8 protein-coding genes are annotated in these 13,698 nt (G+C 68.7%); 1 reads left to right on the top strand and 7 read right to left on the bottom strand.

Features of this window, described 5'->3' with window-relative positions:
* Positions 1-35 precede the first annotated feature (35 nt).
* The 7 genes from C4J65_RS35960 to C4J65_RS36275 form a co-directional block, all read right to left on the bottom strand.
* Complete coding sequence (locus C4J65_RS35960) at positions 36-1,199, bottom strand: ISAs1 family transposase (protein ID WP_115741908.1); 1,164 nt, start codon at positions 1,197-1,199, stop codon at positions 36-38.
* Between the two features lie 231 nt (positions 1,200-1,430).
* The gene (locus C4J65_RS35955; protein WP_115746221.1) at positions 1,431-3,857 is read right to left on the bottom strand and encodes a DEAD/DEAH box helicase; all 2,427 of its coding nucleotides are present in this window, start codon (positions 3,855-3,857) and stop codon (positions 1,431-1,433) included.
* 286 nt (positions 3,858-4,143) lie between these two features.
* Positions 4,144-4,821, bottom strand: a complete 678-nt coding sequence (locus C4J65_RS35950) for a restriction endonuclease (protein ID WP_115746220.1) — start codon at positions 4,819-4,821, stop codon at positions 4,144-4,146.
* Complete coding sequence (locus C4J65_RS35945; RefSeq protein ID WP_073729841.1) at positions 4,821-5,027, bottom strand: hypothetical protein; 207 nt, start codon at positions 5,025-5,027, stop codon at positions 4,821-4,823. The genes C4J65_RS35950 and C4J65_RS35945 overlap by 1 nt, the downstream gene beginning before the upstream one ends.
* A gap of 547 nt (positions 5,028-5,574) precedes the next feature.
* The gene (locus C4J65_RS37150; RefSeq protein ID WP_115746219.1) at positions 5,575-8,589 is read right to left on the bottom strand and encodes an SMC family ATPase; all 3,015 of its coding nucleotides are present in this window, start codon (positions 8,587-8,589) and stop codon (positions 5,575-5,577) included.
* A 1-nt stretch (position 8,590) separates the two neighbouring features.
* Positions 8,591-9,760: an exonuclease SbcCD subunit D gene (locus tag C4J65_RS35935; protein WP_115746218.1), complete on the bottom strand. Its 1,170-nt coding sequence runs from the start codon at positions 9,758-9,760 to the stop codon at positions 8,591-8,593.
* 375 nt (positions 9,761-10,135) lie between these two features.
* Positions 10,136-11,959: an AAA family ATPase gene (locus C4J65_RS36275; RefSeq protein WP_162833518.1), complete on the bottom strand. Its 1,824-nt coding sequence runs from the start codon at positions 11,957-11,959 to the stop codon at positions 10,136-10,138.
* A gap of 542 nt (positions 11,960-12,501) precedes the next feature.
* Here C4J65_RS36275 and C4J65_RS35920 point away from each other — a divergent pair.
* A complete protein-coding gene (locus C4J65_RS35920) occupies positions 12,502-13,611 on the top strand; it encodes an XRE family transcriptional regulator (RefSeq protein ID WP_240330607.1) in 1,110 nt (369 codons plus the stop codon).
* Positions 13,612-13,698 lie beyond the last annotated feature (87 nt).

Here is a 13,698-nt window from a genome sequence, read left to right as displayed (position 1 = left end):
GCAGGGTCCCTTGCATGATCGACGTCTGTCCGGATTCATCCGGTGATGCCGAGGGCTGCCAGGGGCCTTCGCCAGTCGCGAGCGGTGTGACGCAGGGCGGCGGCGATGTTGGTGTGACCGTCCTGACGGTGGACGCCGATGGCGAGGTTGCGCAGGCCGGCCATGATGCGCGGGAGATTGCCGGCATGGATTTTGGAGTCGTCCTCGCGGAATGTGCGGTCGCGGACGTGGTGCAGAAGATTTTCGATCTTCCAGTGCCCTCTGATCCAGTCGGCGAGCTGGGCGCCGGTAGCCGCGCCGGGCGGCAGGCTGGTGATCAGGTAGACGCGCTCGATGGTGAGCTTGCCGGTAGTGAAGTCCTTCCTCCAGCGCACGACTTGCAGCGCCTGGCGTGCGTCGGGGTAGTCGAGGTGGGCGAAGGCGGCGGTCTTCAGCCGCCGGATCTCCAGGCGGTGGTGGGCCCGGGCGCGGTCGTAGTGGTCGAGCGTGATCTCGCGCCAGGGCAGGCGGCGGACGCGGTCGAACAGACCGGGATGGTTGGCCTTGACCTGGGCAATGTAGTGGGCACCGCGCTCGCGGAGGTAGGTGCCGTGAGCGTGCTGGGTGTGCAGCGCGTCGGCGGTGATGACCGTGCCGGTCAGGTCGACGCCGTCCAGCAGAGGCCGGAAAGCGGGAATCTCGTTGCTCTTGTCGGCGACCTGCCGCTGGGCCAGGACGTGACCGGTGTGGTCCATCGCGGCGAGCAGGGTGACATGCCCGGTGACCTGGGTGCGCGAGCCGCGCAGGGCCTTGCCGTCAACAGCGATCGCCCGCAGTCCGGGGCCGGCCGGAGTGGCGCGGGCGGTGAGGAAGTCGCCGATTGCCCGGTCCAGAGCGTCGCCGTCGAGCTGGACGAGCAGACGGCGCAGGGTGTGGGGGTGCGGGACGGACACGGCGCCGGAGAACGGGTCGGTGGGGAAGCCGAGAACCCGGCAGGCCCACGCAGGGACGTCGCTGATCCACTCCGTGATCGCGGTGAGCGAGCGGGCACCGGCCAGGACACTCGCCGCAGCCGCGGCGACCAGAGCCGACAACCGGTAGCGGCGGCCACGGACGCCTCGCGGGTCGGGCACCAGATCCAGGAAGCCGGACAGTGCGACCGCGTCCGCCAGCGGGACCGGCGCGGCAGTCCGGCCCAGTTGGGCCAGCGCGGTGGGCATGGGAGAAAATGCAGGAGCAGGCACGGACTCGCCAGGTGTTCATGGGACTTCGACACTCACATGATCACTGAGACCGTGCCTGCACTGCGTCCGCACCCGCCCGAACCGGGATGTCCCCTCCAAGGACGGGCGAGCACGGCACTCCGGACGAAACGTGATCACGCAACGGCCCCTGGGACCCGGGGCGCCGCGAAACGAGGCTGCCGCCGCACTGAGCTCAGCGGCCAAACCTCAGCCGTTTGATGGCCCGATGGTCCCGGGAGCACGGACCAGAGCGATGCCGTGCTCGGCAAGGGTGGCGGACACCAACTCTTTTTGCTCTGAGGGAAGTTGATCAGCGTTCAGCTTGGTGCGGACCTTGGCGAGCCAGGGGCCGATCATGACACGGTCGCCGTCCACCTCGATCCACTCTCGGGCGCCGGGGGTGCGTCCCCATCGTGCCACGAAGAGCCCGAGGATCTCGGTGGTCTGCGCGAACGTGCGCCGCCGCGATGTGCTCGGCCTGCCTGCGGCGTGCTCCTGGTCTAGGAGGGCGCGGTCGGGAGTGATTCCGATGCGGGCGAGCAGGTCGCGCTGGCCGGGGTCGAGGTGGTGCCAGCTGGTGAACTGGCGGTGCAGCCAGCTGCCCGCCTTCACCCCATGGATGACCGTGTCGCGGCCCAGCGTGCTGGGGTGGTTGCCGGCTTCCAGGTGGCGGCGCAGCAGATGGTACTTGCGATGCCAGTCGGGGCCGTAGGGGAGTTTCCAGTCTGGGTCGAGGGCTGTGAGCTGGTTGTCGCGGTCGGGGGTGAGGCGGTCCTTTCGGGCCAGGGCACGCTGGTCGGCAAGGAACTGGCCGCCGGGTAGTTGGGTGGGGATGGCAAGGTGGCCGTGTTCGGCGTGGAAAGCCTCGACGGTGGCCAGGTGGCCCTGCCAGGTAGCCTCGTGGTCGTCCCAGATCATGCCGAGATCCTCGAGCTCGGCGATCCATGCTGGATCGAGGGCGCCCGCCTGGTAGGCGGTGCGCTGGCCGGTGATGAATTGCCCCAGCCGGTAGCCGTAAGCGTCCTCGTAGTCGGCGCTCACGCGCAGGTGGCTGTGTTCGCTTTGGTAGCGGATGGCGGCGGCTAGGCCGGCGCGGCGGGGGGCGGACAGGACGGCGCCGTGGGAGGGCCAGACGAGCAGGTCCAGAGCGCGGGCGATCGCGGTGGGGTCGAGGGTGTGGTCGAAGCGGAAGCGGCGGGTGATGTAGGTGTGGGAATCGCGGGCGGGATGCTGGTTCTTGGCCCGGGGGGCGCGGGCGGCGATGGTCTGGTCGTGGTGGCGCAGGGCAGAGGTGACAAGCCAGAGAGCTTCGTAGGGGGTGCCGAGGAGGTCGGTGGGGTCGGCACCGGGCGGGATGTAGGCGGGGACAACGAGGCTGGCCGTCTTCGTTGTGGCGGTGGGTGGTTTGCGCAGGGCGCGGCCGAGGGCCTGGACGATGCGGCGGACGCTGGCGGTGCGGTCGGCGAAGACGACGGCGTCGACGGCCGGCAGGTCGACCCCTTCGCCAAGGACCTTGGCGTTGGCCAGCACGGCCCGGTCGGCGTCGGTGAAGCGGGCAATGATGTCCGCGCGTCGGCGGGGGCTGTGGGTGCCGTCGATGGACTGCACGACGACGTCGTCCGCCCAGTCGGGGCGCAGTTCGTCGGGGAGGGTGCGCAGGGTGTGGGCGAACTGGCGAGCAAAGTCGGCGGCGTCGGCGATCTGCTGGAAGTAGACGAACACGTGCCGCAGGTTCTGCTCGCGCATGGCTTTGAGGATGGCCAAGTGCAGGGCGGTGGTGCGGCGCGCGGTGGGCCCGGCTTCCGGATCGGTGAGCGCGGTGTGCAGTTCAGTGTCGGTGACGGTGGGGACGACGAGCTGGTAGTCGGCTAGGACGCCGTCGTCGATGGCGTCGGCGTGGGAGTAGGTGTGCAGGCGGGGGCCGAAGATCTGCGGCTGGTCCATGGTGGCCAGCAGGGCCGGGTCGTCCCAGGCCGGTGCTGTGGCGGCGGTGCGCTTGGGCTGCGCCCTGGTGGTGGGCGGCTCGGTCAGGCGTGGGGCTTCCCACACATATGGGGTGGCGGTGAGGTAGAGGCGGCGATCGGCAGGGATGCGTTCGTTGTCGTGCAGCGCGGTCCAGCTCTTCTCCCAGGTGCCAGCCGTGGCGTGTGCTTCGTCCACGATCAGCAGGCCGAAGACGGGGGCGGGGAAGATCGCGGAGTGTTGGGCTTCTTCGATCTTGGACAGCGAGTCGTAGGTGAAGAAGACCGTTGCTTTGGGGTGGCGGGCGAGCCAGTAGGCCAGGTACTCCCCCGCGTTGGCCGATTCGACCTTGGCCTCTGCGAGGAGCGGGTGTGATTCGGCGCGCAGCGAGGAGATGGTGATCATCGGCTCCTGGCGGCCGTCCGCGCGAGCCGCTGCCGCCCACTGCGCGACCAGGTCCAGGCTGGGCACTGCCACTGCCAGGTGTCGCACGCCGAGTTCTTCGGCGACGCGCAGTGCGAAGAGGGTCTTGCCGGTGCCGCAGGCTGAGACGGCGTGTCCGCGGGTGCGCGGGCGGCGCAGGTGGCGGATTGTCTTGGCGAGGCCCTCTTGTTGGTCGGTGCGCAGGGCCAGACGCCCGGTGTGTTCTGTTGCGGTGGGACTGGCGGTCATCGCGCGTTTCCTCGGCATGCGTGAGGGGCTGACTCGCGTTCATTCTCGCGTACGGAGGGGGTGTGGCGCAGTGTCTCTTGGTTGCCGGGGGCGCGCTGTGGGTCACGCGCGCCCCGTGATCTGCGTCGTCGGTTGTGGGTCACGGGCGATGATGGCGGCTACGTTGCGCCCGAGTGGAGCGCGAGTTGATCGCCGTGGGGCCCAGAGAGGGCCGGTCTTCCTCTTCTTGATTGCGGGCGTTCCGATTGGTTGTGTTTTGTGGGGGTGAGTTCTCTCCCTCTTGATTTCATGCGGCCCGGCGGAGGGCTGTCTTGCGAGCCGTGGGCAGCCGCAGAAGGTCTTGGAGGGGCGTGCCGTGTTCGGCCCATCGGCGCAGTCGGTCCCGGTCGACCCAGTGCACCTGGTGGCGTTCGCCCCATGTTTTGGCGTCCCGGGTGAAGGAGCCGTTGGTGACCACGACTGCGGTGTCGGCTCCGTGCACGGGGCCTGCGGTGCCTTTGACCTGGTACATCACTGATGAGCCGACTTTGCCGGCGACGGTGGTGTGCTTGGCCTGCAGAACGATTCTGCCGAGTTGGCGGTCCTCGCCGATGACGTCTGCGGCCTGGTCTCCTTGTCGGCCGACCTGTCGTGCGTTCCAGCCGTCTCGGAGGAGCAGGTCACGCAGGGCGAATTCGAAGGCCCGGTCGTCCATGGCGTCGAGCTGTGCGAGCGTGATCCGCAGCCGGGCCAGCGTCTGGGCCCGCACCTTCTGGGCCCGTACCTCGCGCATGAACTTCCAGGCTGCGTACCCCAGGGCGAGAGCTGCAAGCAGGGCGAGCAACGGCCAGATGCGGACGGCTGCCTGCCATGTGGCTGTGGCGATCTTGGCCAGCAGCCAGAGTGCGGCGCAGGCGACGGCCGCGGCGGCGGCCTGTTCCCTGCCGCCGCGGGGTGGACGCAGCCGGGGCGAGCGGCGGGGCATCAGTGGCCCACGCTCGCTGACACTGATGGGGTTGGGGTTTGCGGTGTTGTCGGGGAGGCTTCTCCGAAGCCGATGAGCTGGCTCCATAGCCACACCACCGCGATCAGCCCTGCGATCGACCAGCCGCTCAGTTTCTTCGCGCTGGGGCGGGGTTTGCGCCGGTAATGACTTCGCACCTTGTAGTAGCCCTCGGGCGGCTTCGCCACTGCTTCCTCCTCCGTGTCGTCAGGCCGTCAACTGCGGTCTGATCTCTGGGAATTGGTGTAGCAGCGGGCACTGACAAATCCGCCGGTTTGATCAGTGGAGGCCTTGGCAGTGCCTCGAAAACGCGCCGTGATGCGGTCATGGGTCCGGCAGTGTTCGAACATGCGGGACAGTGGTGCTCGGGTCTGCGGAAATTCCTGTCATGCGGACTGGACTGGCGTGTTCTGGTACGGCTGTGGTGGCCGATGCAGGTGCTCATGCACCGCAGTGCTCTGTTTCCGTCACTTCGATCACATGCAGAAATGGCATGAAGCAGTACGTGTTCGATGCGCTCCTTATGGGAGGCCGGTCGGGTGCCTTCAGGGATGGGGGCGGCTTTGGACGCGGGGGCGCTGTGGGGCTGCCTTTCTCGGCGGGGCCGAGAGGGGTACGGGCAGCCCGGCGGTTGTGGCTATACCTTGGGCCGACGGCGGGTTGCAGATCGGTGAGTGTGCGCGGCCTGGGGCTTGCGTTTCGTCGGCGAGGGCGGGTCGGGCGTCCGTCGTGGGGTCATTCGGCCGCTTCGGTCAGGTGTGTGAGGGTGGAGCCGTCGATGTTCTTGGAGATGTGCAGGCGTTGGGTGATGCGGCGGCGCAGTTCGGGGACGTGGCTGATGAGTCCGACGGTGCGGTCGTGGGCGCGTAGGGAGTCCAGGACGTCGAGGACTTGGTGGAGGGTGTCTTCGTCGAGGGTGCCGAAGCCTTCGTCGATGAAGAGGGTGTCCAGTGCCTGGCCGCCGGCTTCGGCGGTGACGATGTCGGCCAGGCCCAGGGCGAGGGCCAGGGAGACGTAGAAGGATTCGCCGCCGGAGAGGGTGTCGGTGTGGCGTTTGTGTCCGCTCCAGGCATCGAGGACTTTGAGGTCCAGGCCTGATTTGGCGCCTCGGGCGGCTCTGTCGTCGGAGTGGACGAGGGTGAAGCGGTGGTGGGACATGCGTGACAGGCGGGTGTTGGCGGCGTCGACGACGTCTTCAAGGCGGGCTGCCAGTACGTAGGACTCCAGTTGCATGCGGAGCTGGTTGCTGGGTGAGCCGCCGCTGATGAGGCCGTGGAGGTGATCGACGGTGCGGTAAGTGTCCTCGAGGGGTTCCAGGCACTGGATGTGGGTGTCCATCTGAGCGGTGAGGGTGGCCAGGGCGGTTGCGCGGTCGGCGGCCTGGGTGGCGAGGGCTGCCGTGCGGGAATGGGTTGCGGTGGCGGTGTTCAGTTCGGTGACGGCGTGCTCGAGGTCGGCCGGAGGCTGGGCGATGGCTGCCTGCAGTTCGGGTTCGGCGAGCCGGGCGGTCAATACGAGGCACTGTTCACGCCAGTGGGTGATTTGGCTCTCGATCGCGGTGAGTTCATCGTCGGGCAGGAGGGCGGCCGAGGCTTCGGCCGGGGAAGTGAAGCCTGCCGCGTGCGCTGCCTGCTCCGCGAGAGCGGCGGCGCTGTGGCGGCTTGCGGCGGTTGCTGTCACGGTGGCCGCGCATGCGGCGGCGGTCTCGAGGCGGCCGGCGTGCTGGGTGAGGTCGGTGATGCGGTCGGTGAGTGTGGCGTGCCCGTTGAGGGCGGTCGCGAGGCGGTGGGTGAGCTCTTCGCGCTGCGTGTGCAGGCTGTCGTAGGTGGCGTCGGCGGCGCCCAGGCGTGCGGTTGTGGTGTTGCGGGTGTGCTCGGTGTCGGCCTGTTCCTTTTCCAGGAGGGCGAGTTGTTCGCCGGCCGGTCCGGCGTCGGATGCCTGGGCAAGGGCGTCAGCGAGGTGTTGTTCGAGGGTCGTGCGGTGGGCGGTGAGGTCAGCAAGGGGGGTGTCGCCGCCGGCTTCACCGCGGGCCGTGGCGGCCTGTTCGTTCAGCTGGGCCAGGGCCTCTTTGGCCTTGTTTTCGTTCTGCTGGGCGCGGGTGTGGGCGGCTTCGGCGGTCTGTTCGTCGGCGGCGGTGGGCTGGCCTGGCTGGGCGGTGGCGGGTGCGGGGTGGGTGGGGGAACCGCATACGGGGCAGTCTTCGCCGTCCACGAGCCGGCCGGCGAGCTCGGCGACGATGCCGTCCGTGCGGCGGCGTCGGATGTCGATGTACGTTTTCGCGGCTTGCTCGGAGTCCTTCTCGGCCTGGCTGAGGACTTTGTGGGCGACGCTGATCTGCTGGTCGAGGGCGTCACGGCGCCTGGCGGCTTCCAGCTGCTTTTCAACGAGGTTGAGGGTGGGGGTGAGTTCGCGGCTGGTTTCCTGCGCGCTGCGGGCGGCTTCCAGACGTGCGGCAAGGTCGGCGCAGCGTTGTGGAAGGGCGTTGAGCCATTGCTGGGCGTCGGTGAGGGTTTCGGTGAGCTGCTGGCGCTCGCGGTCGAGTGCGGCCAGTTCTGCCGTGTGGCGCTGGAGGGTGGCCTCGTCGGGCAGCAGCGCCTGGACAGCGCCGGTGTCGGCGTGCAGCTGCTGCGCGGCGTGAGTGAGGCCAGCGGCGTCGAGGGATGTGTGTTCGGGCGGCAGCAGGGCGCGGGCGCGGCTGTCCTCGTCCAGGGCACGGGTGTGCTCGCGGTCGGCGGTGTGCGCGGTCTCCAGGACGGGTTGCAGTTGCTGGGCTTTCACAGCGCGGTCGCGGCGTTCGGCAAGGAGGTCGTGGCGGGTGGCCTCCTCGTGGAGCAGGTCGAGCTCGTGTGCGGTGGTGCGGTGGGCCTGCTGGAGACGGTGGAGGTCGCGGACGGCCTGTTCTGTCAGGCGGGCTTGCGCCAGCTGCTGCTCGGCGGTCTCGGTGGCGGCGTCGGCGGCGTACTGGCGGGTGAGGGCTTGGTGGTGCAGGGCGCTGGCCCACGCGCGGGCGGGTGCGGTGAGGGTGGCGGGGTCGTCGGCCCGGGGGGCGTTCTGGGCGGGTTCGAGGTCGTCGCCGGCTGCCTGCTTAATGCGTTCGGCCAGGCGCAGGACGTCGGCGCGGGCCTCGTCGCGCGTCTTCGCGGTGAGGGTTTTGCGGTTGGCGAGGAATTCTTCGATGAGGCCGAAGCGGCGGGTGCCGAAGAGGGTGCCGAGCAGGACCCGGCGTTCGGATGCGTCGGCGCGCAGGAACTTGGTGAACTCGTTCTGCGGGAGCAGGACGACCTGGCAGAACTGCTGGCGGGTCAGGCGCAGGAGGGACTTGATCTCTTCTGCGGCTTCCTTGTGGGACTTGATGATGCCTTCCCACTGGCCGTGTCCGTGTTCGTCGAGGACCCACTGGTGTAGGTAGGTTTCGGCCTTCTGGTCGACGAGTTCTGCGCTGTTGCGCAGGTGGGGTCGCTTCTGGGCGGGGATTCTGCGGATCTGCAGGCGCTTGCCGGCGAGGGTTACTTCCAGGGTCACTTCGGTCAGCAGGTTGGCGGGCGCGTGATCGCTGCGCAGCCGCATGTTGCGTTCGTGAGGCGGCAGGCCGTAGAGGGCGAAGCAGATGGCGGTGAACAGGGTGCTCTTGCCGGCGCCGGTGTCGCCGTGCAGGAGGAACAGGCCGTCGGCGGACAGGGCGTCGAAGTCGACGGTGTGCCGGCGGGCGAAGGGGCCGAAGGCCTGCAGGCGCAGGGAGTGCAGACGCATGTCAGACGGTTTCCTTCTCCTGGGCGCGCACGCGCATGTCGTCGACGGCCTCTTGCAGGAGGCCTGCCTCTGCGGTGGTGGGTGGGGTGCCGCGCACGGCGGTGATGAAGTCGTGGGCGATGTCGAGGTCGCCGCGGCCGCGTACCCGTTCGCGGTAGGTGGGGCTGTCGGTGGCCTGTGCCGGGATGCCAGCGGGTACGTGCCGCATGTCCAGCGTCTTGGAGAAGCGCTGTCTGAGTCGTGCCATCGCCTCGTACGGCAGGGCGGTGTCGGTGAGGGTGACCTGCAGCCAGGCTTCGCTGAGAGCTTCGTGCGCGGGGTCGGTCAGCAGATCCTCGATGCGGCCGGTCAACCGGGCCAGCGGCAGATGGAGGTCGGCCGGGATGTTGTGGCGGGTGATCGTGGGGGCTCCGGCGGCCGGCAGGTCGGCCAGGGTGATCGATTTGGTGTGGTTGGCCTCGGAGAAGGAGTAGGCCAGTGGGGAGCCGCTGTAGTGGATGCGGTCGTTGACGCTCTGCGGGCGGTGCAGATGGCCCAGGGCGGTGTAGTCGATGCCGTCGAAGAGGTCGGCGCCGGCGTGGGCGACTCCGCCGACGCCGATGTCGCGTTCGCTTTTGCTGGTGGTGGCACCGGTAATGAAGGCGTGGGCGAGGACGACGGAGCGGGCGCCCGGACGGGTGGCGAGGTCAGTCCGGATGCGGTCCAGTGCCGAGGTGAGAACGGCCTGGTGGGAGGCTGTCTCTGCGTCCAACTGGGTGCGTACCAGGGCGGGCTCGAGGTAGGGCACTCCGTAGACGGCGACGGGACCGTGCTCGTCGTCGAGGAGGACGGGGCGGGCAGCGTCGGCGGGGTCGGTGCGCAGGTGAACGCCGGATTTGGCGTACAGGCCGGAGCCAGTACCGAGTCGGTGGGCCGAGTCGTGGTTCCCGCTGATCATGACGGTGGGGATACCAAGGTCGGCAAGCTGGTGCAGAGCCCGGTCGAACAGACGTACCGCGTCCAGGCTCGGAATGGCACGGTCGTAGATGTCGCCCGCGATCAGCAGGGCGTCCACCTTCTGGGTGCGGGCGGTGGCGCAGATGTGGTCCAGGACCTTGCGCTGGTGGTCGATCAGATCTTCCCCGTGGAACCGGCAGCCGAGATGCCAGTCCGAGGTATGCAGAAACCTCATGGGCACAGACCGTAACCAGAGTGGTGGGAGCTACGGGCGGTTTTCCCGATAAACGGTCTTGTTTCGGGGGCTTGGGGCACGTGAGGGAAAGGTTTCTTCGTATGCGCCGCCGGGTGGCGGAGCCGGACGCGGCTCGCAGGGTGATTGTCAGTGGCAGGAGGCAAGATAAGCAGTGGGGGAAGGAGGATGTGATGTCGTTATCGCGTTCTGCCAGGACCGAGCACACTGTGGCGCCCGGGGGCTGCCGGTGGTGCGGAATCGAAGCCCGCGCGCACGCGCGGCAATGGACTGCGGAGGCCGGATGGCACGCCTGGACGGCGCCGACCACTGAGCAGCGCAAGGAGCGCATGCTGCAGCGGCGAACGCAGCAGCAGGTCAGCAGGCGAGGGCCTGCACCTCGGTGAAGATGTCCCGTAGCTGCTGGGGGACCTCTTCGGGGGTGGTGAGCATGGACACCAGTGCGTAGAGCATGTCGGCCTTGCCGTTGGGGCTGCTCTCTGCGGCCTGCTGTTTGATCATGTAGAGGATGCGCTCGCTGAACTTGCCGCCCCGGTGCTCGCTGAAGTCGTCGGCGCTCCAGGGCTGGCCCTCGGGGCGGGGCCAGTGGGCGTTGGCGGCGGCTGCCCACTGGAGGTCGCTGAAGAGCTCTTCCAGTTCGTTGTAGCCCTGGCTCTCGCCGACGTACGAGACCTGCTTGGTGAGGTCGAGACCGGCTTTGATGAGTTTCTCGGTTTTGAAGTGCCTATTTGCGCGGCTGTCGGCGTCGACCATCAGCATGACGGTGCGATGGTGCTTGACGAGGTAGCCCGCGAGGTGGAGTGCTCCTTCGTTGTTGTCGCAGGCCCACAGGGCGATGCCGGCCGCCTGCAGGGGCAGTCCCTGCGAGAGGCGGAAGAGCAGGGGCACGCACTGCTGCTCGGTGGGGCCTTCGACTGCCAGGAAGCAGCGTTCGTGCAGCAGGACGGAGTTGCGCAGTCCCACCGCGGCGGCGATCTGTCCGAGGTGGAAGTCGATGCCGTCGTGGGTGTCGCCGTCGAGGCGCTCGACGAGGGTGCGGCCGCTGTCGCTGAGCTTGAGGTGGACGACGTCGGCGATGTCGACGCCGTCGATGAGGTTCATCGAGTGGGTGGCGACGATGACGCTGACGTGGGGCAGGGCGCACTGCTTGCGGATGATGTCCATGACGGTGCGCTGGTGGCGGTAGTCGAGGTGGGTGTCGGGCTCGTCGTAGACGACGATGGTCTGGGTGGGCTGCGGTTCGTCCTGCTCCCCCGTCGCGGCGAGTTCACTGCTTTCGAGTAGGCTGCTGGTCCACTCCCACACGGCGAGGGCGATGCGCCGGGTGCTGCCCTGGCCCGAGCGGGTCAGATCCACAGGCTCGCCGTCGGCCTTGGAGACCTCCAGCGGCGCTCTCTTGAAGCCGCCCTTGAAGGAGACCTCGGGCTTGACCTCCACGCCGACGAACTCACGGCAGTGCTGGCGGATGTGCCGGCACAGGGAGTCCGCTTCCTTCTCCAGCCGCTGCGTGATCTCCTTCTCGATCTCCCGGACCTGTCCCTGGAGGGTCTCGTCCTCCAGGTGGGTCTCGTAGCAGCTGCTCAGCGCGGTGCGCACCGCGTCGTCCGGGCTCTCGTCCTTGCCGCCGAACGCCAGCAGCCGCGGCAGCCGTGCCTCGAGGTCTTTCGGCAGCGGCTGCCACTGCTCGGTCTGCGGGACGGTCGCGGCGTGTGCGGTGAGCGCGGCCAGCAGGTCTTCCTTCAGCGTGCCCGACGGGGCAAGTCCGAACTCGGCGACCAGTTCAGTCAGGTCCTTCTTCATCAGCCGACCCAGGCCCTGCAGACGGCTGTCGGCGGGCTGCGATCCGAAGAACTCCCAGCACGCCGCCTCACCGGCCCGTGAGCGGCGCCGGATGCGGAGCTCCGCCGGTAAGGGGGCGGCGGCCTGCTCGACGGTGTCCAAGCGGAAGACGCCCTCCACCCATGTCTCCGCGCAGCGCTGTCCCTTGACGCCCTCGTCCTGCTGGTAGGTGCGGTCCTCGTCCGTCAGACGGTGCTCGCCCAGCAGGAAGGCCAGCGCGGCCAGGACCGCGCTCTTGCCGCCGTCGTTGCGGCCGGCCAGGATCGTCGGGCTGCTGACCGGGATGTCCTGCACATGGGTCAGCGAGCGGAACCCGCACGCGGAGAAGCGGATGAGGTGCACGGTCGAGCTGCTCCGTATCTCCCCGCTCCGCCGGGCGACGGGCAGGGGTGTGGCGTGCGGGCGTTACGCGTGCGGATGAGGCGCCTGAGCACTCATCGCAGGCAGTCATCTTAGAGGGACGCAAAGCTACAGCTCCCCGTTTTGTGTCAGTTAGGGTCTGGCTCGGGGCAAGGCGGGACTCTCCGCGCCGGGGCTGGAACGCCGCATCCCGCAGAAGCCGGGCGCTGCGCCGGCACGGCCTCGCGGCGTACGTCTTGACCGGCGCGGACCGGAACAGCACGGTCCTGCGGCCGGGAGTCGGGAGCGGAGGATCGAGACCCGGGACGTCGCGGCCGCCATGGCGGAGCACTTCGCCGAGGGCGTCACGGCCGATCGAGCCTCGTCTCGGGTTCCAGGAGCAGTCATCCGCGTGAACGAGCGGCGTCACGCCGCCCGCCCATCCCCCAGCCACCCGCCTTGACGTTCTGTCAATTTTGTCAACTTCGATACACAGAGGAATATTTGAGGATAATCTTTTGAGGTCTGATCTGAGGTGGTACGACGTGAGCGACGTACATTCGGCGCAGCCGGGGATGCTGGTGGTGGCCCGCGAGTTCCGCGGCATGACACAAGCCGACGTGGCTGAGGCGATGATGAAGGCCTCCGGCGGTGACGCGGCGGTGTCGCAGGGGTACGTGAGCCGCGCTGAGAGCGGCCGGCTGGCGGTCTCAGGAGAGCGGCTGGAGTTCTATGCGGCGGCGTTGGGGTATCCGCCGGAGCTGCTGTGTCTGGATCCGCAGGTGCATGGGGTCGGCGTGGGGCTCGTCCACCACCGCAAGCGTGCGTCGTTGACCGTCTCCGCCCTTCGGCGCCAACATGCCCATCTCGCCCTGACACGGGTTCAGTTGGAGGGCATCGCCGCGTGCCGAGCCGGTCTCGGCGTGCGGGCCGCCGCCATTCCCACTGTCGCACTCGACGCCCTGACCGCCGCCAAGGATGCAGCCCGGCAGGTCCGCAAGGCCTGGGGCATGCCGCCGGGCCCAGCGGCGGACCTCACCGCATCCCTGGAGACGGCTGGAGTTCTGGTGGTCGCGCGTGATTTGGGCAGCGGCCGGCTCGATGCGGTCAGCCAGTGGGACGGCACGCAGCCGCCGCTCATCCTGGCCAACCACCACGCGCCCGCAGACCGCTACCGCTTCAGCCTGGCGCACGAGCTGGGGCACCTGGTCCTGCACCAGTCCCCCGGCGACAGCGCCATACAGGAGCGGCAAGCCGACGAATTCGCCGCCGAGTTCCTCATGCCCGCGCGTGACATCCACTCCGCCTTCGCGCCCCGCGTCGACCTGGAACTGCTGGCCCGGCTGAAGCGGGAGTGGAAGGTGTCGATGGCCGCGCTGCTGCGCCGGGCGCAGAGTCTGAACATCGTCACGGATTGGCAGTACCGCAGTGTGATGGTGGAGATGTCCGCGCTGGGCTACCGCACGGCCGAACCGGTCGAGATAGACCGGGAGCGGCCCCGATACGTCCCCGGGCTGATCCGCTCCGCTCTGACCGCGGGGATGAGCGAGGAAGAGCTGGCCCGCTGTGCCCGGCTGCTGCCCGAGGACTTCCAGCTGCTGTACGCCCCGCGCGAAGGCGCGGCGGTGGATTCCGCTTCGAAGGTGAGGCCATGACTGAGTCGTTCCCCTCCCCGCGCCCGGGCGCCGGTTCCGATCCCGCGGAGCCTCCCGACCCTCCTCTCACCCAACCGCCCTCTGTAC

This window comes from Streptomyces sp. CB09001 (assembly GCF_003369795.1).
GTDB lineage: Bacteria > Actinomycetota > Actinomycetes > Streptomycetales > Streptomycetaceae > Streptomyces.
Note: the sequence above shows the minus strand (reverse complement) of the source record. Positions and strands in the feature narration are given on the sequence as shown.